The organism is Microcoleus sp. M2_D5 (assembly GCF_036701935.1).
In the GTDB taxonomy this organism is placed as follows: domain Bacteria; phylum Cyanobacteriota; class Cyanobacteriia; order Cyanobacteriales; family Microcoleaceae; genus Microcoleus.
Map to the genome: position 1 here is coordinate 1 of NZ_JAUBRP010000042.1, position 19,053 is coordinate 19,053.

Here is a 19,053-nt window from a genome sequence, read left to right on the forward strand (position 1 = left end):
TGAGTTACCTTGGTAGACGTATTTCCTATCTTTACTTATTTTAACATAGTTCGGTTTTTTCGCACCGACCTACTTATCCGATCGCATTGACGCAGGTGTAAAAGCAGCCATCGCCGAAGCCATTGAAAAACACCGCAGACTAGGACAATCGATTAGAATCTGGCGTGACGGAAAAATCGTGACTTTAACTGCTGCTGAGATTCCACCCAGAGCAGACAGCGATACTGTATAATTCTAATTCCCGTCGTCGCAGTTGATTCATCGCGACTAAGACCAAATAAACCGGGTTTCTCGGAAAAATATTTGCTTTCTCAACTATATCTACGAATAAACCAGGTTTCTAGCCTCTGACTAAGAATTTCAAAGGTGGTACCCGCCACGTGATTTATCCGTGGAATCAATCCAAAATCTAAAATCCTCAAAAAAGAGCATTTATCTCGCGCAAGTCAATTCTTTAATCTAAAATCTAAAATCGATTGACGCGCGTCAGCCCTGTTTACATAAACTGGATTAACCTATTTTCAAACAAGCCCGTGAAGCGTAGCCATGCCTAGGGAATCAGCCTTTTCTTAGATAACTCAAGACGTTATGCGATCGCATCACCAATCACAAATAACAAACAATTAATAGTTATTAACTCAAAACAGAATTATTGTCAACAGTGTTTTTGTGGAAATATTGAAAATTAAATAAAAATTGCTACAGACATTTGCGAATTATAGCATTTTGTTCAAACTATTTGAAAATGCTAAGTTAATTAAAGATTTTATGCAGGTGACGCATAAGTGTTTACATTGTGGATCGCAATTTTGTTATTCTATTAGTAAGTTTCATTCTAGCGACTGAATTTTTGTACCACAGTCCTACCCCTAAACAGAACGGCAGTTTCCACAATGAGAATTTTAGTCACAGGCGGTGCGGGTTTCCTCGGTTCCCACCTAATCGATCGCTTAATGGCCCAAGGACATGAGGTAGTCTGTCTGGATAATTTTTACACCGGGACTAAACGCAATATCCTCAAATGGCTGGACAACCCGTATTTTGAGCTGATCCGCCACGACATCACGGAACCGATTCGGTTAGAGGTAGATCAGATTTACCATCTGGCCTGTCCCGCTTCCCCAATACACTATCAGTACAACCCTGTCAAGACCATTAAAACAAACGTCATCGGCACGATGAATATGTTGGGATTGGCCAAACGGGTAAAAGCAAGATTCTTTCTCGCTTCCACTTCCGAAGTGTACGGAGATCCTGACATACATCCACAAACAGAAGATTATCGCGGCAACGTTAATTGTATCGGAATTCGCAGTTGTTATGACGAAGGTAAGCGAGTAGCTGAAACCTTATCTTTTGATTACCACCGTCAAAATGGGGTAGACATTCGAGTTGTCCGAATTTTCAATACCTACGGCCCGCGGATGTTGGAAAATGACGGCAGAGTAGTGAGCAATTTTATTGCTCAAGCTTTGCGGAATCAACCACTGACTGTATACGGCGACGGTTCCCAAACCCGGAGTTTCTGCTACGTTTCTGATTTGGTGGAAGGATTTATTCGTTTGATGAATAGCGACAAAATCGGGCCGATGAATTTGGGAAATCCCGGCGAATACACTATATTGGAACTGGCACAAAAAATTCAAAACACTATTAATCCAGGGGCGGAAATTATCTTTAAACCGCTGCCGGAAGACGATCCAAAACAGCGACAACCGGATATTACTCGTGCTAAAACTTGGTTGGGGTGGGAGCCAACTGTGCCGCTGGATCGAGGTTTAGAGTTGACTATAAAAGATTTTCGCGATCGCATCGAGGGAAACCAAAAGTAGAGAGTGGGGATTTGTAGGGGCAAAACCCCTGTGGTTGGCCCTGAAATTGGTAGGGGCAAACCCCCCGTTGTTGCCCTCTAGGGGTAGGCACGGGGAGTAGGGGTAGCACTACCCCTACAAGCTGTTTTTTCCTTCTCTCCTAGATAACTAAAGCCTTCTCCCTTCTTCCTTCTTGTTTCAACATCCCATCTAATTTATTTACTAGCTTTGAGGAGATTTCTATGCAAGTTTGTGTCATCGGTACAGGATATGTTGGCTTAGTCACCGGCACTTGTTTGGCCCACATCGGCCACCACGTGATTTGCGTAGACAACAACGAAGAAAAAGTTAAATTGATGAAGTCTGGACAGTCGCCCATTTTTGAACCCGGACTGTCTGAATTAATGTCCTCTGCATCTGCATCTGGCAATCTAGAATTTACTTCGGATTTAGCAGCAGGAGTGTCTCACGGGGATATTTTGTTTATTGCGGTGGGGACGCCTCCTTTGCCTACTGGGGAAAGCGATACTCGCTACGTGGAAGCGGTTGCTCGCGGAATAGGAGCTCACCTCGACGGCGATTACAAAGTAATCGTAAACAAATCGACAGTGCCCATCGGTTCGGGAGATTGGGTGCGAAGAATTGTACTAGACGGTTTGGCGGAACGTCAAAAACCTCACAGCGGTGATGAGGCTACTGGTGAGGAAGTCGCAGCAAAAACAGGTGTTCAATTTGATGTGGTTAGCAACCCGGAGTTTTTGCGCGAGGGCTGTGCTGTTTTCGATACTTTTAATCCCGATCGCATTGTTCTCGGCAGCAACTCTCGGCGGGCTATGGATATGATGCTACAGTTATACCGGCCGATTGTCGATCGCAAGTTCGCAGAAAATCCGTCTTTGCCCGAAGTTCCTGTGGTGATGACAGATATCAGTTCAGCGGAGATGATTAAGTACGCAGCTAATGCTTTTTTGGCTACGAAGATTAGCTTTATTAATGAAGTTGCTAATATTTGCGATCGTGTCGGTGCAGATGTTACTCAAGTCGCCAAAGGAATCGGCTTAGATTCGCGGATTGGCAACAAGTTTCTGCAAGCTGGCATTGGTTGGGGCGGTTCTTGTTTCCCCAAAGATGTCTCGGCTTTAGTTCACACTGCTGACGATTACGGCTACGAGGCGCATTTGCTGAAAGCGGCAGTGGAAGTTAACGAACGCCAGCGGTTGATTGCTATTGAAAAGTTGCAGCACGTTTTGAAGATTCTCAAAGGTAAAACTGTCGGACTTTTGGGTTTGACTTTCAAGCCGGATACTGACGATTTGCGGGATGCTCCTTCGCTGAATTTAATCGAGAATTTGAATCGGTTGGGAGCGAAAGTTAAAGCTTACGATCCGATTGTTTCTCAAACTGGGATGCGTCACGGTTTGTCGGGAGTTTTGGTAGAAACTGACCCGGAAAGGTTGGCCGACGGTTGCGATGCTTTGGTGTTGGTGACTGACTGGGAACAGTTTCGCAATTTAGATTACGATAAAATGGCGAAGTTGATGAATCATCCGGTGATGATTGACGGCCGCAATTTCTTAGACAAGAAGGCTTTAGAAGCGGCTGGTTTCCAATATGTGGGGATTGGAAGGTAAAGAAGAGTTTCGATCAAAACCTCTATCCCGTAGGGTGCGCCGAAGCGCACCTTGCATTTATCTTGCTGGTGGCCAACAATTGCCGATTTACCCGCCCCGCCTGCTTTAAAAATTTTCCATCAATGCTTTTTCTCGAGCGTAAACATCTCGTAGCTGTTGCAGCGCTGAGGCAGAAATTACCGATTTAACTGTAGCTACTAATTTACCCCACTCCAGCAAGCTGTCAACTGAAACAGCCGCTTTGAAGTTGTACGTATAGAATTTAGTCCAAAATTCTGGTGCTTGTGTCCGTTTCCAGCGTTTGTACCAGGCGACAAAATCTCGATCGCATGGCGGTTTTACTTCTAAGATTGGGGGGAAATCGGCGTAGCTGACAAATCGACTCAGGCCTTTGGCATGAACGTACACCACGTTGTGGCAGCATTCGATCCGGTATATCTGTTCCGGTGATATGTTGAACAGGAGTGCTACTGTTTCTTCGGTGACAAATCTCGATCGCGGATTGACGATGGACGATTTGTGAATAATTTTTGATGCGCCGATCGTTGACGCTCTTAACTGATTTGCTGATATCATTGTAGTTGCATCTGGTGGTGGTAGCTAAATCTATCTCTGCTAATTGCGACCGACAGAAATTATCTGTCGGGATTAATTTTAACTCGCGATCGTCTTTAGTTTCGTTGACTCCGCCGCAAAACGGAGACAAGCCCCGACTTCTGCCATGAGAGGCGCCAAATTTTCGACCAACGTTCCAGCTACCAGATTCATCTTTAGAGTTAATCTAAAATCTAAAATCTAAAATCTAAAATCGAATGACCGGGGGCGATCGCTTTTTGATATATTATACTAAATCCAAAATTTTGTAAATAGTGAATATGAGCAAAGGCTTAGTAAGGTTGCGGGTTCGAGAGTTGGCGGCCCAGAAGGGATGGACGCTCAAAGAGGTTGCGGAGCGATCGGGCGTGGGCTACAGTACGATTAGCAATTATGCCCGTTCTCAGGGTATGGCAATGGTTGACTTTGCAGCAGTTCACAAGCTGGCTCAAACTTTTGATGTGATGATTGAGGATTTCGTGGTAATCCTAGAAAAATAGTAGAAGGTTTTGCTTAAATTCTAATGTGGTAGCGATCGACTTTTGATGCGATCGTCGAAGTTTTGATGTAATGATTTCAGCAATTGTCGATCGCCCGCAACCAAACTCGATCGCCTATCATTAAAGTAACTCGCTTGCAGCAGCGCGTCAGGAGAACAAAACTGTTTGCTATTATGCAAAGACCAGGAGTTCAACAGCTTGCAGACATTCAGTGCGAAATCCTAAAAACAGTCCAGAACCAACAAATTCGGGAATATCAATTGCCCAGCAACAGCGCGAAATGCCGGCAAAGTTTTGGATGTCCGTACAGGAATCCAAACAACAGCAGTCGCCGAAGTGCACGGGCGACAAACTAGACTCATTTATCAAAGCTGGTGTGCTGCTGAAAAATTGATTTGCACATTTAGAGCAAAATTTCAGCTAAACTCAAAAATACACCCCACAACTAGGAGAACTCACAGTGGAAGTTCTAGACATCAAACACAATATCGAAACATTGTCCGATCGACTGGGTGCAACCCAGGACTATCTTTGACATCCCCGCACTCACAGCCAAAATTCAAGACTTAGAGCAAATCTGCGCCCAACCAGCATTTTGGGAAGACCAAGATCGAGCTCAAGAAACCCTCCAAGAACTTAATGACTTCAAATCTCATCTAGACCAATATCGCGGCTGGCAAACGAGCTTGGAAGATGCTAAAGCTATTTTAGAACTGCTGGAGTTAGAAGCCGACGAGTCCCTGTTCCAAGAAGCCTCATCAAGTCTTTCTCGGTTAACCCGCGAACTCGACCAGTGGGAACTGCAACAATTACTATCCGGGCCCTACGATGAAGGCGGCGCCGTTTTGACAATTAACGCCGGGGCCGGCGGCACAGATGCTCAAGATTGGGCCGAAATGCTGCTGCGGATGTACACCCGCTGGGGAGAAAGTCAAGGTTACAAAGTACATTTAATGGAAATTTCCGAGGGAGAGGAAGCAGGTGTTAAATCGGCTTCTTTGGAAATTGTCGGCCGCTACGCCTACGGTTATATGCGATCGGAAAAAGGCACTCACCGCTTGGTCAGAATTTCACCTTTTAATGCTAACGACAAGCGTCAAACCAGTTTTGCTGGCGTCGAAGTGATGCCAATTCTCGATCGATCCGTCAAGTTGGACATCCCCGAAAAAGATTTGGAAATCACGACTTCCCGCGCTGGCGGCAAGGGCGGGCAAAACGTTAACAAGGTAGAAACCGCAGTCCGAATCGTTCACATTCCTACTGGTTTGGCCGTCCGCTGCACCGAAGAACGCAGTCAGTTGCAAAATAAAGAAAAAGCTCTGGCATTACTCAAGGCTAGACTGTTGGTGGTTGCTAAGGAACAGCGCGCTTCGGAAATTGCCGAGATTCGCGGCGACATGGTGGAGGCAGCTTGGGGCAACCAAATTCGCAATTATGTTTTTCACCCATACCAAATGGTCAAGGATTTGCGTACTGGAGTGGAAACAACCGCCATCGCAGATGTGATGAACGGCGAATTAGAGCCGTTTATTCAAGCTTACCTGCGACAGGAAAATCAGTTGGTAGCCCAAACCGATTCAACCGCAGGAATCTAATTCGCTCCTTGACATACAAAGTCCGCCTGTGCAGACTAAAGAATCAAGAGCCGTAATGGCAGAGGATTTGGTATAATTTTGGGGTTTTGGTCGATCGCCCGACCTTCAACAGGTCGCGCGGCCAAAAACCTTGATATGATAAAACTTGATCTACCGAACAAAAGGAGAAATAATGACCCAAGTTGTAATAGGCGAAAATGAAGGGATTGAGTCAGCCCTGCGACGGTTTAAGCGACAAGTTTCTAAAGCGGGTATTTTCCCCGACATGAGAAAGCACCGCCACTTTGAAACCCCGTTGGAAAAGCAGAAGCGCAAAGCTATTGCCAGAAGGACTAAGAGACGCTTTCACCGCAACAACAAACCCTAGAATTATTAGCACTAAATTGATTCGGCAGATATAATGCCTTGCGATTCTAGTACCGCAGCGACTCGGAGAATCACCGCTTCGCTGTAGGGAGCACCAATAATTTGTACCCCCAAGGGCAAAGCGCCGGGCCGCTGTACGGGCACGCAAAGAACGGGCAAGCCAATAAATGATAGGGGTTGGGTGAACAGTCCGAGATTGGGACGCACTAAAATTTCTTGTCCGGCTATTACCATTTTCTCGACGCCAATTTCAGGGGCAGCTATCGGGGTTGCGGGTGCGAGGATGATGTCTGTTTGTTGGAATATTTCGCGAATTCGATCGCGGTACCACTGTCTGAATCTCTGCGCTTGCAAGTACCAAGTCGCAGGAATCAGGGTTCCCGCTAAAAAGCGGTCGCGCGTGGCCGGATCGAAGTCTTGAGGGCGCGATCGCAAATTGTCTAAATGCAAGTTTCCCCCCTCGCAAGCGGTAATGATAAACGCCGCAGCCCTAGCGCGATCGGATTCCGGTATGCTGACAGTTGCAAGCCCCCCTATTTTTGGGGGGTTTGTTGTTTTTTCTGTATCGTTACCACAATCCAAGACATTTGTCAAGGCTTTAGCAACTATTTCTACAGCATCCATTGCTTCCGGTTCGGCCCCTGTGGCGAAATACCCGTCAGCAACAGCAATTCGCAATCCTTCGATACCTTGATTTAACTGCGGCGAACAAAGTTCTGGCGGGCGTTGAGTGCAAACTGGGTCACGAGAATCAGGGCCTTGCAGGATATCGTACAGCAGCGCGATGTCTCGGATCGATCGCCCAAACGGCCCCACACAATCCAAACTACTCGAAAATAAAAAAGCGCCAGCCCTGGACAAACGGCCGTAAGTAGGCTTAAACCCCAAGACACCGCACAAAGCAGCCGGTACGCGGATGGAACCGTTAGTATCAGAACCGAGGGTGATGGGTACAAAACCGGCGGCGACTGCTGCTGCGGAACCGCCGCTGGAACCGCCGGCGATGCGCGCAGTATCGCGGGGATTGCGAGTCGGCCCGTAGTGGCTGTTTTCCGTGACGAAACCGTAGGCATACTCATCCATGTTGAGAGTACCTACGAGGACAGCCCCGGCTTGTTTGAGTCGGGCGACCACCGCCGCGTCCTGGGTAGCCGGAGGATTGTCAGCGTTGATTTTTGACCCAGCTAGAGTAGTAATTCCGCCGACATCGAACAGGTTTTTAACTGCGAAGGGAACGCCTGCTAAAGGGCCTGGGTCTTGGTTATTTGCGATGGAATTATCTATATTTTCGGCCGCTGCGAGTGGGCTTGATGCAGCGGTAGCAGTAAAACAATTAAAAGCTTTATCCTTAACAGCAATCCGTTCCAAAGCAGCACTTACCGCCTCTGCTGCCGTAACCTTACCACATTTAACAGCCGCTGCCGTAGCAACCGCATCAGCCCTCTCTAAAAAACATCTGCGTTCATCCGCGTTCATCTGCCCTCGTCTGCGGTTAAAAATCTAAGGTTCAAACACCGGCGCGACTTCTACTTCTGGAGGTAAAGGAAATTCAGTAACGAGTCGGGCGATCGCAGCTATTCTCTCGAAGTTTACCACAACACCGGGGCGGTGTTCCGGGTCTAAGGGTAAGTTTATCAGTTCGGCAGTGCGATCGACATATTCTTCTATATTTGTCATTAGTCCATCCCAAACAACATCAGCGTTCATCCGCGTACATCTGCCCTCATCTGCGGTTGAAAATCTAAGGTTCAGATATAAGTGCGATCGATTATTTTAGACTAATCCACGTCTGGTTGTCAGTTATTTTCGAGCAGTTTTTTGTATTCCTCGGATTGTCTGATATCATCTAGAGGCGATTTTTGATCGGGTGGTTCATCAGGACAAAACTTTATACAGACTTGCGTTTGCCAAGACTGCAAAGTTTGATTAAGTTCTATTTGAAGCTTTCCTTTTTGCCAACCCTTGGAACCAATTCTTAGAATTTGACAATCAATTCCTTCTGGAGGCGATTTCCAGTTTATATCCCCTCCCATAATTTTTGTTTCTTCGTTAATCGACAGATATTGTATCCACTGAATTATCGATTTCTCACGTTGGTTTGTTTCTGCTACATAAGTCTGAAGCATTATCTTGTTAAACTTACTGGAGGCTAGCTCTTTAAATCGGCGAACCGTAAAAGTAGCTTGACCCAATAACAAAACATCATCATCGCCGTCTAGTGTCTCATAGCTTCTATTGATTTCAACTTTTTCGTCCATTTTATTTCACAAGATTCTGCTACTTGATATTTTATACTATTTGGAGGTGTGTGAGTCAAGCTGGTTAACAAAATAAATTGACTCTCGCACTTTTCCACTCAAACACTGACAGTTTCCCGCAACTTCTCAACGGCCACATCCAGCGGAGGCAAAGCAAAGTCCTCAGCATCCATCAATTCCTTAACCTTCTCAAAAATCTCAACCTCCGCCTCTTCTTGATCCGTCAGCTTATCATAAAAACAAGGGTCAGTAAACCACTGCTCAAAAGCAAACCTTAACACCCCATTCGGGTCAAGCATAAACTGCCAATACTTAGAAACTCGGTTATCAACTACTTCAAACAGCGGTGCCGGAGTCTGTATAGGATAATAACTGTAATTATCATCACAAATATAGTACCAAACTATTCCCTGCCACGATCGGATTGCATAAACAACATATTCCTTGCCAACAGTCAACGGCAATTCAACCTTTTTAGTATAACCTCTTGCCGGATCGATATAATTTTCCGGTAGAACTTCCCCAGTATTAGCAATACAGCGAACAATCATAACTTGTCTACCTATAAATTCTTAGGTGCTATTTTAGGATATTGTCGTTTAAACTTTAATTCAACTTGTTGGAAAATTTTTGCATTTTCAAACCAGTGGACTTGTACGGAAGCTACATTAATTGTAAAAGCCTGAATGCTAGTTATTTTGTACCAGTCTTCGGGATTACCTCCATAGAGGGCAACCAATCTGGAAACATCCCCTAGTATATCGTCAGGCCCGCCCTGAATTGCTCTACAATTACCAGCCTTAGCATCTTGCAACAGAAGTTGCTCCGGCAAATTTCTCGGACTCTCATCGGGAATAAGCTGTTCGACATCTAAATTGCATTTTTTGTGCGGGCTTTCTGGCCCAACCCCTACTCCCCACAAGAACTTGACTAAATTTTCACTGTGCAGTTTAAATGCACAACAGCTTAGCACCTTGATTCACAATTTAACAGCGTAAAATATTGTTTGTCAAATACCATAAAAACTAATCTTAGCAGATGCAGTTTCCGCCAGCAACTTACCCCGCGAAATCACATACCTAACCGCAGCGCGCCTCCTAATTGCATCATAACAATCCTCAGCATCCAACACAATCAAATTTGCAGGTTGACCCGCCTCTATCCCATAATTATCATCTCCCAGATTGAGAGTTTTAGCACCGTTGACAGCGATCATATTAAAACAAAGGGAAATCAGCCTAGATTTCCCTGCACTTGCAATTCTTATCCTCTGCAATATCAGTGTGTCATCCACTGTTGCAGGCGAGAAAATAAAGGACTCTCAGAATACAGCCAAACCACATCATCAGTCATCTTTTCTCCTTGCGCTTTAGACAATTGTAACCGATGGCCAAAACCTTCCCGTTTCGCCTCCAAGTTAAAAGCTTCATAGCCAAAGTCACCCATCACAGAGCAAAGTTCTGCTACACTTGAACCAGCCCGTTCCAGATGACTTCCTACAACTTCTGTCAACACCGCAGGGCGAAGCTTTTGCAGCGTTTGGGAGAAACCTTTAATCACATTCACCTCAAACCCCTCCACATCAATTTTAATAAAAGTAGCACCAGGAAGATTATCTGGGAGCATTTCATCTCCGCGATACACAGGTACTCGATACTGATTAGAAATTAGACTTCGATCTTTTTCTGGGAGTTGAGCGAAAGTACCCAAACCAGTAACATCTGTAGGTACTGTCAGTGTCAGTTCATTTCGCTCGTTAGAAAGCCCGCACTGGTGCAGAGAAACTTTCTGCAATTCATTGTCTGTTACCGCAGCTTTTAATTTTTGAAACGCCAGAGGATTTGGTTCAAAAGAGTGTACGCATCCCGTGGTTCCTGTATGATAAGCAGCCAAAAGAGTAATCATGCCCGTATTTGCCCCCGCATCAATAAAACTGTCCCCATGCTGTACAGCATTTTGGATAAAAAGTTGCGTGGGCAAGTCATAATAACGGCCTAAAAAATAGCTCATGCGATCGTTCCACTTGGAAAGATCCATCGCCATCCGATAACCGTGGAACTTGCCTCGAATCTCCCGTATAGGAGCATTTTTCCACAAATCATCCCGGTACACCCCTGTGAGTGTCATCAATTTTCCCCATCCAGGGAGTTCCCGGCGCGTATATGGTAAAATCAAAAGAGAATAGAGTGGATAATTCATAATTATTAGACCTCTCCCCAAACTATTAAAAACGGTTAAGCAGGTACAATCAGCTTAGTGGATATACTATCAAAATTCTACGATAAATTTTTCTTAAATCCAGACAATCTCAAATTCCTGATTGTGATTTTTCACAAAATCAAAGCAAAAATGGTCAACCACATTAGTATCGCTCAATTCCAGATTGTAAAAATCAACAAAATCCGCATCAAAATAAGGCCCAGCGTGCCAAGTCCCCACATCTAACTTAATAAAACAATTGCCCGGAATCCGAAAAGCAGCCATATCCTCTAAACTCGGTTTATAGCTATCCCCAGGAGGCGCAACCGCCATCAACCAATCCTTCCCATCCAAAGAACCCAAACACTGAGTACATTGAACGTGCCGTGTAATTTTGCCAAACTTGCGACCTTTATAGTGCAGCCGCATAATGTAAAATCTAGGAATACCATTTTGCAAGTTTAACTGAGCATCCTCAGCATCGAAAGACTTGCCATCAACAGCCGCAAAGATAACTTGACCGTAACGCCGAAAATTCTCCGGTGTCACCACTTGTGCAAACAACTGCTTAGTTGAAATTGATTCGCTCATAAATTCCAACATCCCTAGCTTTTTCAGTCATAAGTATTCTAATATAAATAGTAAGACCACTTTATTTCTACCTTGGGTGCAGCTAAAAACCAACCTTTCGACTCATCCCACAAAAAATAAACAAGATTGCTTTCATTCGATCGCCCTTATTGAAATTTATCTGCGTTAATCTGTGTTTATCTGCCTGACATCTGCGGTTTCTGTATCAACCTTACAATCACGCATCAGCACACTGCTGCAAAAAACGAGCCGGAATATCAGGCCGAGCACCCCAGTGCAAATGCAAATAAGAAGCGTGTACCCGACAAACTCCCCAACCTTCAGCCACCGCCTCAACTTCCCCCCGCTTCCCATACCTCCAACTGTGATAAACTGGATTACTCGGTTCCACAGTTAAATGCGATCGATGAAACTCATGTCCCCAAACCTCATCAAGAGCAGTTAACACCGAACTATCCCTCACCGCCACAGCTTCTCGGTATCCCAGCGTCAAACGCTTTCCCATCGCAGCAGCAGTTTCCAACACACCCACCCCTTGCCAAGAATTGCCGTCGAAATCTACAATAGAATCGCACAAATACATCAAACCGCCACACTCAGCATAAGTCGGCATTCCCGAAAAAATCGCACTTCTTACCGCATCCCGAATTAAAACATTACCGCTCAATTTTTGAGCAAACACTTCGGGAAAACCGCCGCCAAAATACAACCCTTGCACGTTGTCGGGAAAAACCGAGTCATCAAGCGGGCTCCAAAATACCAACTCGGCACCCAACTCTTCCAACAAATCAAGATTGTCCTGATAGTAAAAATTAAAAGCCCGATCGCGCGCAACTGCAATCCTCACTCCAAATTGTTTTCCCAAAGAGTTGACAACATCATCTTTTTTAGTTATAATTTCCGAAGGGAGACCGTGCCTACCCAAAAGTTGCTCAGACCCCTCACCCCCCCCATTTCGAGTAGCAGCCAACAAAGGCAAAAGTTGCTCCCAGTCAAAACTAACAGCAGCCAAATCAGCCAACTTATCGATCGCAGCATGAAGATTCGGCAACTCCTCAGCCGGAATCAAACCCAAATGTCGATCGGGAATAGTAACAGCCTCATCCCTACGCAAAACCCCCAAAATAGGTAAATTGAGCGGTTTGAGAGCATCTTGAAGCAGTTCCAAATGTCGATCGCTCGCCACCCGATTCAGCACCAAACCAGCGAATTTAAGGTCAGGGTTAAAAGAACGAAAACCGTGGGCGATCGCAGCCACAGAACCAGACAGCCTGCTGCAATCGATCGCAAACAATACCGGCAAATTCAGCAAATAAGCAACATGAGCCGTAGAAGCAAAGGAAAAATCATAATTACCTTCTTCTTTTCGATAATTAATCCCTGTATCCGTGTCCTGCCTTCCTGATTCCTGAGTTTTTCGACTCACTCCATCAAATAGTCCCATCACCCCTTCAACTAAGGCACAATCGACATCTTGAATATGACGAGAAAAACACTTTTTTACATAAGATTCAGACGTTAATACCGGGTCTAAATTCCGACAGGGCCGACCAGTAACAAAAGCATGAAACATCGGATCGATGTAATCCGGGCCAACCTTAAAAGACTGAACATTAAAGCCTCGGCGCATTAAATAAGCTAAAAGGGCGATCGTTACAGTAGTCTTTCCCGCACCGCTGCGTTCGCCAGCAATTACTAAAGCCATAGTTCTAGTTAGTTAAAATAAATAATAGATAAGATTGCCAAAGTCGCCTTCCAATCAGGAAACTATCTGCGTTTATCGGTGTTAATCTGCCTTGCATCTGCGGTTTCTGTATCCATCAAAGATTTATGCAATTTTTCCTCGCAAAAACAGACAGTTGATAAAGTGCTGAGTATAGCTCTCAAACCGCTCAAATAATAACTATTTAACGAACCGCTAAGACGCGAAGAACCAGAAGAAAAGAGAAGAATAAAAGCAGGGCAGACATTGCCTGCCCCACTGAATGTTAACTCAATCCGTCTTGCTTATTCCTTTCTCCTTTCTCCTGATTCCATCCATCCGTTACATCGGTTACATCCGCTACACAATCCGTTGCCGAACTTCTCTTTACCGCTTAGCCAACTTCAGCATTTGAGCCGTCACTGCCAAACTTTCTTCGTAAAGCACGTCCCGGCCCCAACTCTGCAAGTGCTGGCCCAGCAACTGTTCCGTCACCTGATCGAACAGAGGACTCACCTGGTTAAACCGATCGGTTTGAGCGCCGCCCTTTGTTTCCATCCGCATACAGCCGCCCACTTCCGAACACAGAACCGTACCGCAGTCAGCCTTCTCGTTCGTAGAACTCAAACGCAGAGCAATCAAATCGCCCGGAACATCGCCCGTATCAGCAGTAGGAATAGCAGCCAACTCCGCTTCTACAACCCGTTCGTCGGGTCCGGCGAATTTAATTCGCTTGATTTGGTAATCGCCCTCTTCCTGTTTGAAAGCAACAGGACGCCACTGAAGCCGGCTCGCCAGCCAGCCCAAATACATCAGCGCTTGAGTAGAATTGTCCTGTTCGTAATCGATCGTCACCCGATCGATTTCCCGAATCGCAGCGCGGCGTTCCGGGGCGTCATAAGCCTCCGCAGCCAACTCCTGCCACGCGGCCAGCCGGCGCCAATTGAGATCCGCGATCGGAATTCCCTCCTCGGTCAGACTGTGCATCAACAGCAATTCCGCTTCACACTCGGCAAAGCTGCTAGAGTCAACAATCACAGAACTGCTAATTGCCGCCAGCCGCTGGAACAAACCTCGATCGGCATCCGGGTTCGCTTTCCACCACAGCAGCGTCGGCAAATCAGCGATAGTCAACGCCGTCACGATGCCGCTAACCCGTTCCAAAGCAGCTTCCGTACCCCGCAGCGTAATGTATTCGCAGCAGATCAGATTGCCAGTGGTGCGCTGGTGAACCGGACAATAAGCAGCCACTTGAGCCTGCACGCCCGTATCTTCCCCCGCCGTCGGGCACAGAGCAATAATCCGGCAGGGATTGGCAGCCACAATCGCGTCAGCCACCCCCGAACCCCCGGAACCCAAGCCACTAGATCCCATCTCCTCACCACTGGAATTTTTGCGAGCCACTTCTTCCCGCAAAGTCGCCAGCAATTCAGCGTTAGCTTTGCCTGTTCTCGGCAGCCCGTAAGCTTTTTGAGCCGCCCTGATGCTAGATGCCGTCATCGGCCCGGTAATACCGTCCACCGGCCCGTCGTAAAACCCCAGATCCGCTAATAACCGCTGAGTTTCTTCCGGTTCGTAGACTACAAAAGTAAAAGTTGTTGCCCTACTAGCGATCGGAACATCGCCCTTTGACCCCGATTCTCTGTAACTTTCCCAAATTTGACTCAATTCGGCCTCTATTTGGTCGATCGACACATCTTTAGGACTTTGTAGCGAAACCAGAGGCGGAGCTTTCATCGGTGTCATCGTCATAAATCTTCTCTCCTTTCTTATTAGTCATTAGTCATTAGTCATTAGTCATTAGTCATTAGTCATTAGTCATTAGTCATTAGTCATTAGTCATTAGTCATTGGTCATTAGTCATTAGTTCTTAGCTAATCAATAATGACTAATGCTGACCAATAAACTAAGGAATGCTGACTGAGGACTGCTGACTAATCACTTTTAAAGTCTGCGCCACTTGCGACCGTCTCTGTTAATTAGCAGTTCTGCTTCCGCCGGTTCCCAAGTACCCGCTTCGTATTTAGGAACCAACTCCTGTTCGTTGGACGATTCCCAAGCCATCAGCGCCGGCGTTACCACCCGCCAAGCTTCTTCCACTTCATCAGAACGGGTAAACAAAGTTTGGTCGCCCAGCATACAGTCAATTAACAGGCGATCGTAAGCATCCGAAGATGTCACCCCAAAGGAAGAACCGTAACTGAAATCCATATCCACCGTCCGCGTCCGCAAATCCGGCCCCGGCATTTTCGCCTCAAACCTCAGCGAAATCCCCTCGTTGGGATGCACGCGCATAGTCAAAACGTTGGGGGTAGTTTGTTGGGCCGCCGACTGAAAAATCATCAGGGGCACTTCGCGAAACTGAATCGCAATTTCGCTGACTTTTTTCGGCAACCGTTTGCCGGTTCGCAGATAAAAAGGCACTCCCTGCCAGCGCCAGTTGTCGATAGTAAACTTCATCGCCACAAAAGTCGGCGTTGTCGAGTTGGGAGCAACGCCCGGTTCTTCGTGATACCCCGGCACCTGTTTGCCCTTCATCCAACCCGCGGAATATTGACCCCGAATCGCTGAGAAGTCCAAGTTATTCAAATCTGCCAAGCGAGTTGCTTGCAGAACTTTCATCTTTTCGGTACGGATGCTGTCAGCGTCCAAGGAATTCGGCGGTTCCATCGCCGTCAGACAGAAAATCTGCATCAAGTGGTTTTGCAGCATATCCCGCAACGCCCCAGAGGATTCGTAGTAACCGGCCCGGTCTTCTACGCCTACTGTTTCTGCAACTGTAATTTGTACGTGATCGACAAATTGCCGGTTCCACAGCGGTTCAAAAATCGCGTTGGCAAACCGAAATACCATTAAATTCTGAACAGTTTCTTTACCCAAATAGTGGTCGATCCGGTAAACTTGCTGTTCTTGGCAAACCTTCTGCACGACTCGGTTGAGAGCTTTTGCCGAACTCAAGTCGCGGCCGAAGGGTTTTTCAATTACCAAGCGGTGTTTTGCCGGATCGGTCAGCATTTGAGCCGCGCCCAGTTGCCTAATTGCTTCGGGGAAAAAGTTCGGGGAAACCGAGAGATAAAATATGTGATTGCCCCTAGTTCTCCTGTCTTCGTCGAGTTCCGCTAAGAAAGCTTTGAGTTTTTGATAGCTTTCGGGGTTGTCAATGTCGCCCGGACAGTAGTACAAACCTTTAGCGAAATCTTGCCAAAATTCTTCATTGCCAATGCCGCCGCCAAATTCTTCAATGCCTTCGCGCATTTGCTCTCGGAAGTAATCGTGACTCCAAGGGCGGCGGGCTACTCCCACTACGGTAGTTTCCGGTGGCAAGCGCCGATCGCGCTTCATCTGATAAATTGCAGGTACCAGTTTGCGCTGGGTGAGATCCCCAGAAGCTCCGAAGATTACCAGAATTTGTGGTTCCGGCACTCGTTCTTTTCGCAAACCTACCCGCAGCGGATTTTCAAGTAGCGTTACCATTATTTATTTTGCTCCTTCTAAAGCTGTGAGTCTTGCCAATACAGATTGATAGTTTGCGGTCATTTCTGCCAGTTGTTGGGTCAGCGAGTTGATCTGTCCTTCGTATTCTGCCTTGAGTTCTGCCCTCACCTCTTCTCGAATTTTTCTTCTCTCAACCGCCAGACGGATCTCCCAATCTCGATCGCGCTGTAGCAGTTCAGCTTTCAACTGCCTGTTTTCTGCTCGAAGTTGCTCCATTTCCAACGCCACAGCAGCAGCACGCCGATCCCTCTCTCTGTTTTGTTCTCGGATTTCCTCTCTAAGCCGCTTGTTGTCCGATCGCAACTTCTCTAATTCTGAAACACTATCCTTGGCAGTTTTCCCACTTCCTAGTGATGGAAATCGTTGTTCAACCAAACGCTGAACTGCTGCACCTGTAGGCATACCATTGGGCGATGACTCCAACGCCTCTTGCCAAATTTCGAGTTGTAGCTCTGGCGGAAGTCCTGCTAAAGGACGGACTTGATTTTCCTTTGTAGGAATTTTGTGTCCAATTGGACACAAATTATCCATTACTTTGGCGGCGTCAATAAATCGATAAGCTGTCCGCCTTGCTATACCCCACTTCTGTTGGCAATAAGCCTCAAAACTTTTATGGGTTTCCCGGTACAGTTTTTGTTCGCGAATCTCATCAAGGGCTTTTCCGACTTCGTAAAATGTCTGAAGTCCATGTTCCACAATTGATTCGAGTTCTTGAAGTCTCCTTTGTTCAGCGACATCAAGTTGGGCGGTGGCATACTCGCTCTCTAGTAGAGTATTGGTAGTTTGCATAGCAATTCCTCAGCGGTCGGAGATTAACAAGTCGAGTTGGATCTTCTGGGGAGAGTCCTGCTAGAGGACGGAGTTGATTTTCCTCTCTAGGAATTTTGTGTCCAATTGGACACAAAATTCCTAGAGAGGATTTAAAACTCAGCATTTAGGAACCAAAACAATTATCTATTCCGACTCCTAAATGCTTCTGCCTTTCAGGATACAGATATCTGCCTAAGCGACGGGTGACAACTTCTGCACTTTCTCTTGCAAGGAATCCATCAGGGATTGGAACGGGCTGACGAATTTCTCAATCCCGTCGAGGAGCAAGTCTGCCATCACTTTGTCCAAGTTGATGTCGATGTCGGGATCTTTGAGACTTTCGATCAGCGTGTAAGCTTCTGCAACGTTGTTCTCTATCCGGGGTGCGACATCGCAGTGATCGAAACAAGCTTCCACGGTGTTAGGCGGCAAAGTGTTAACGGTGTCCGGGCCGATTAGTTCATCGACGTACATGACATCGCTGTAGTTGGGGTTTTTGGTGCTGGTGGAAGCCCACAGCAGCCGCTGTACTTTCGCTCCCTTGGCAGCTAAAGCTTGCCAGCGATCGCTCGCTACGATCTCTTTATATTTCTGGTAAGCTATCTTCGCATTGGCGATCGCAACTTTCCCCTTCACCGCTTCCAGTTTGGCTTTGGTGGAAATATCTGTCACATTTTTGAGTTTCTCGTCAATCTTGCCATCGACATTGATGTCGATCCGGCTCAAGAAGAAACTGGCAACAGAAGCAGTATTGCTCACATCCAAACCTTTAGCCGCCCGCGCTTCCAAACCGCGAATGTAAGCCCAGAAAGTTTCTACGTAGCTGTCCACCGAGAACAGCAAAGTCACGTTAACGTTAATGCCTTCGCTGATGACTCGCTCGACTGCGGGCAAACCTTCAGCGGTTCCGGGAATCTTAATCATCACGTTTTCTTTGCCGATGGCTTTGTAATAGCGCAGGGCTTCGCTAATCGTGCTTTCTGTGTCGTTGGCGATCGTCGGTGGCACTTCAATGCTAATGTAACCGTCCAAACCATTCGACTCTGCGTAAACTGGGGCGAAGATGTCGCAAGCGTTGCGGATATCTTCAAATACCAGAGATTCGTAAATCTCCATTACAGATTTACCCGCCCGGATGCCCGCTTCGATATCCGCGTCGTAAATCACATTACCCGCGATCGCTTTCTCAAAAATAGCCGGATTAGATGTAATCCCGCGCAGTCCCCGACTTTCAATCATCTGTTTGAGTTCGCCGGACTCGATCAGATCGCGAGTCAAATTGTCCATCCAGATACTTTGGCCAATTTCTTTGATTTCTAACAGGTGATTCGTTGGTGTTGCTGTCATTACTGTAACTCCTACAATTTGATAGCTGTTAATTGGGACTTGGAAATTGGAAATTGAAAATTGGTAATTGGTAATTGAAAATTGGCAATGGGGAATTGGCAATTGGGAGTCGAAACTTATAAGTTAAAACCCTCTTCCTTCTTCCTTCTATCCT

The 19,053-nt window shown here is 46.4% G+C and carries 21 protein-coding genes; 6 read left to right on the top strand and 15 right to left on the bottom strand.

Features of this window, described 5'->3' with window-relative positions:
* Window positions 1-893 precede the first annotated feature (893 nt).
* Entirely contained in the window at window positions 894-1,832 is a 939-nt protein-coding gene (locus QUA50_RS18035) for a UDP-glucuronic acid decarboxylase family protein (protein WP_333265414.1), read from the top strand.
* 221 nt (window positions 1,833-2,053) lie between these two features.
* Window positions 2,054-3,442 carry a UDP-glucose/GDP-mannose dehydrogenase family protein gene (locus QUA50_RS18040; protein WP_333265412.1) on the top strand — a complete coding sequence of 463 codons (1,389 nt, stop codon included), beginning with the start codon at window positions 2,054-2,056 and terminating at the stop codon, window positions 3,440-3,442.
* Between the two features lie 105 nt (window positions 3,443-3,547).
* On the opposite strand, the gene QUA50_RS18045 is transcribed toward QUA50_RS18040, so the two are convergent.
* Window positions 3,548-4,018 (bottom strand): hypothetical protein, encoded by a 471-nt coding sequence (locus QUA50_RS18045; RefSeq protein WP_333265410.1) that lies wholly within the window; start codon window positions 4,016-4,018, stop codon window positions 3,548-3,550.
* Window positions 4,019-4,317: 299 nt separating this feature from the next.
* Here QUA50_RS18045 and QUA50_RS18050 point away from each other — a divergent pair, with 299 nt between their 5' ends.
* Window positions 4,318-4,536 carry a helix-turn-helix transcriptional regulator gene (locus QUA50_RS18050; protein WP_333055754.1) on the top strand — a complete coding sequence of 73 codons (219 nt, stop codon included), beginning with the start codon at window positions 4,318-4,320 and terminating at the stop codon, window positions 4,534-4,536.
* Between the two features lie 20 nt (window positions 4,537-4,556).
* Here QUA50_RS18050 and QUA50_RS18055 read toward each other — a convergent pair whose 3' ends face one another.
* Entirely contained in the window at window positions 4,557-4,730 is a 174-nt protein-coding gene (locus QUA50_RS18055; protein WP_333265408.1) for a hypothetical protein, read from the bottom strand.
* A 17-nt stretch (window positions 4,731-4,747) separates the two neighbouring features.
* Here QUA50_RS18055 and QUA50_RS18060 point away from each other — a divergent pair, with 17 nt between their 5' ends.
* The 3 genes from QUA50_RS18060 to rpsU all read left to right on the top strand — a co-directional run bounded on the left by QUA50_RS18060 (window position 4,748) and on the right by rpsU (window position 6,498).
* A complete protein-coding gene (locus QUA50_RS18060; RefSeq protein ID WP_333265406.1) occupies window positions 4,748-4,930 on the top strand; it encodes a hypothetical protein in 183 nt (60 codons plus the stop codon).
* Between the two features lie 66 nt (window positions 4,931-4,996).
* Window positions 4,997-6,131 (top strand): peptide chain release factor 2 gene (gene prfB / locus QUA50_RS18065; RefSeq protein WP_333265405.1). Its coding sequence is split into 2 segments (ribosomal slippage): window positions 4,997-5,068 and window positions 5,070-6,131, totalling 1,134 coding nucleotides; the frame shifts between segments, so codons are not numbered across the junction.
* Between the two features lie 172 nt (window positions 6,132-6,303).
* Window positions 6,304-6,498 carry a 30S ribosomal protein S21 gene (gene rpsU / locus QUA50_RS18070; protein WP_006632476.1) on the top strand — a complete coding sequence of 65 codons (195 nt, stop codon included), beginning with the start codon at window positions 6,304-6,306 and terminating at the stop codon, window positions 6,496-6,498.
* A gap of 11 nt (window positions 6,499-6,509) precedes the next feature.
* On the opposite strand, the gene QUA50_RS18075 is transcribed toward rpsU, so the two are convergent.
* The 13 genes from QUA50_RS18075 to tal form a co-directional block, all read right to left on the bottom strand.
* On the bottom strand, window positions 6,510-7,973 hold the full coding sequence (locus QUA50_RS18075) for an AtzE family amidohydrolase (RefSeq protein WP_333265403.1): 1,464 nt from the start codon (window positions 7,971-7,973) through the stop codon (window positions 6,510-6,512).
* A 24-nt stretch (window positions 7,974-7,997) separates the two neighbouring features.
* A complete protein-coding gene (locus QUA50_RS18080; RefSeq protein WP_333123882.1) occupies window positions 7,998-8,174 on the bottom strand; it encodes a DUF4089 domain-containing protein in 177 nt (58 codons plus the stop codon).
* A 119-nt stretch (window positions 8,175-8,293) separates the two neighbouring features.
* The gene (locus tag QUA50_RS18085) at window positions 8,294-8,755 is read right to left on the bottom strand and encodes a KGK domain-containing protein (protein ID WP_333265401.1); all 462 of its coding nucleotides are present in this window, start codon (window positions 8,753-8,755) and stop codon (window positions 8,294-8,296) included.
* 98 nt (window positions 8,756-8,853) lie between these two features.
* Window positions 8,854-9,306 carry a hypothetical protein gene (locus QUA50_RS18090; RefSeq protein ID WP_333245796.1) on the bottom strand — a complete coding sequence of 151 codons (453 nt, stop codon included), beginning with the start codon at window positions 9,304-9,306 and terminating at the stop codon, window positions 8,854-8,856.
* Window positions 9,307-9,317: 11 nt separating this feature from the next.
* Window positions 9,318-9,728: a hypothetical protein gene (locus QUA50_RS18095; RefSeq protein ID WP_333265399.1), complete on the bottom strand. Its 411-nt coding sequence runs from the start codon at window positions 9,726-9,728 to the stop codon at window positions 9,318-9,320.
* Window positions 9,729-9,764: 36 nt separating this feature from the next.
* Window positions 9,765-9,971 (bottom strand): hypothetical protein, encoded by a 207-nt coding sequence (locus QUA50_RS18100; RefSeq protein ID WP_333265398.1) that lies wholly within the window; start codon window positions 9,969-9,971, stop codon window positions 9,765-9,767.
* 62 nt (window positions 9,972-10,033) lie between these two features.
* Window positions 10,034-10,954: an FkbM family methyltransferase gene (locus QUA50_RS18105; RefSeq protein WP_333265396.1), complete on the bottom strand. Its 921-nt coding sequence runs from the start codon at window positions 10,952-10,954 to the stop codon at window positions 10,034-10,036.
* A 93-nt stretch (window positions 10,955-11,047) separates the two neighbouring features.
* Window positions 11,048-11,545 (bottom strand): ureidoglycolate lyase, encoded by a 498-nt coding sequence (locus QUA50_RS18110; protein ID WP_333265395.1) that lies wholly within the window; start codon window positions 11,543-11,545, stop codon window positions 11,048-11,050.
* 217 nt (window positions 11,546-11,762) lie between these two features.
* A complete protein-coding gene (locus QUA50_RS18115; protein ID WP_333265393.1) occupies window positions 11,763-13,250 on the bottom strand; it encodes a cobyrinate a,c-diamide synthase in 1,488 nt (495 codons plus the stop codon).
* Between the two features lie 384 nt (window positions 13,251-13,634).
* Complete coding sequence (gene opcA / locus QUA50_RS18120; RefSeq protein ID WP_333265391.1) at window positions 13,635-14,999, bottom strand: glucose-6-phosphate dehydrogenase assembly protein OpcA; 1,365 nt, start codon at window positions 14,997-14,999, stop codon at window positions 13,635-13,637.
* A 192-nt stretch (window positions 15,000-15,191) separates the two neighbouring features.
* The gene (gene zwf / locus QUA50_RS18125) at window positions 15,192-16,721 is read right to left on the bottom strand and encodes a glucose-6-phosphate dehydrogenase (protein WP_333265389.1); all 1,530 of its coding nucleotides are present in this window, start codon (window positions 16,719-16,721) and stop codon (window positions 15,192-15,194) included.
* A gap of 3 nt (window positions 16,722-16,724) precedes the next feature.
* Complete coding sequence (locus QUA50_RS18130; RefSeq protein ID WP_333265388.1) at window positions 16,725-17,531, bottom strand: hypothetical protein; 807 nt, start codon at window positions 17,529-17,531, stop codon at window positions 16,725-16,727.
* 213 nt (window positions 17,532-17,744) lie between these two features.
* Window positions 17,745-18,899 carry a transaldolase gene (gene tal / locus QUA50_RS18135; protein ID WP_333265386.1) on the bottom strand — a complete coding sequence of 385 codons (1,155 nt, stop codon included), beginning with the start codon at window positions 18,897-18,899 and terminating at the stop codon, window positions 17,745-17,747.
* Window positions 18,900-19,053 lie beyond the last annotated feature (154 nt).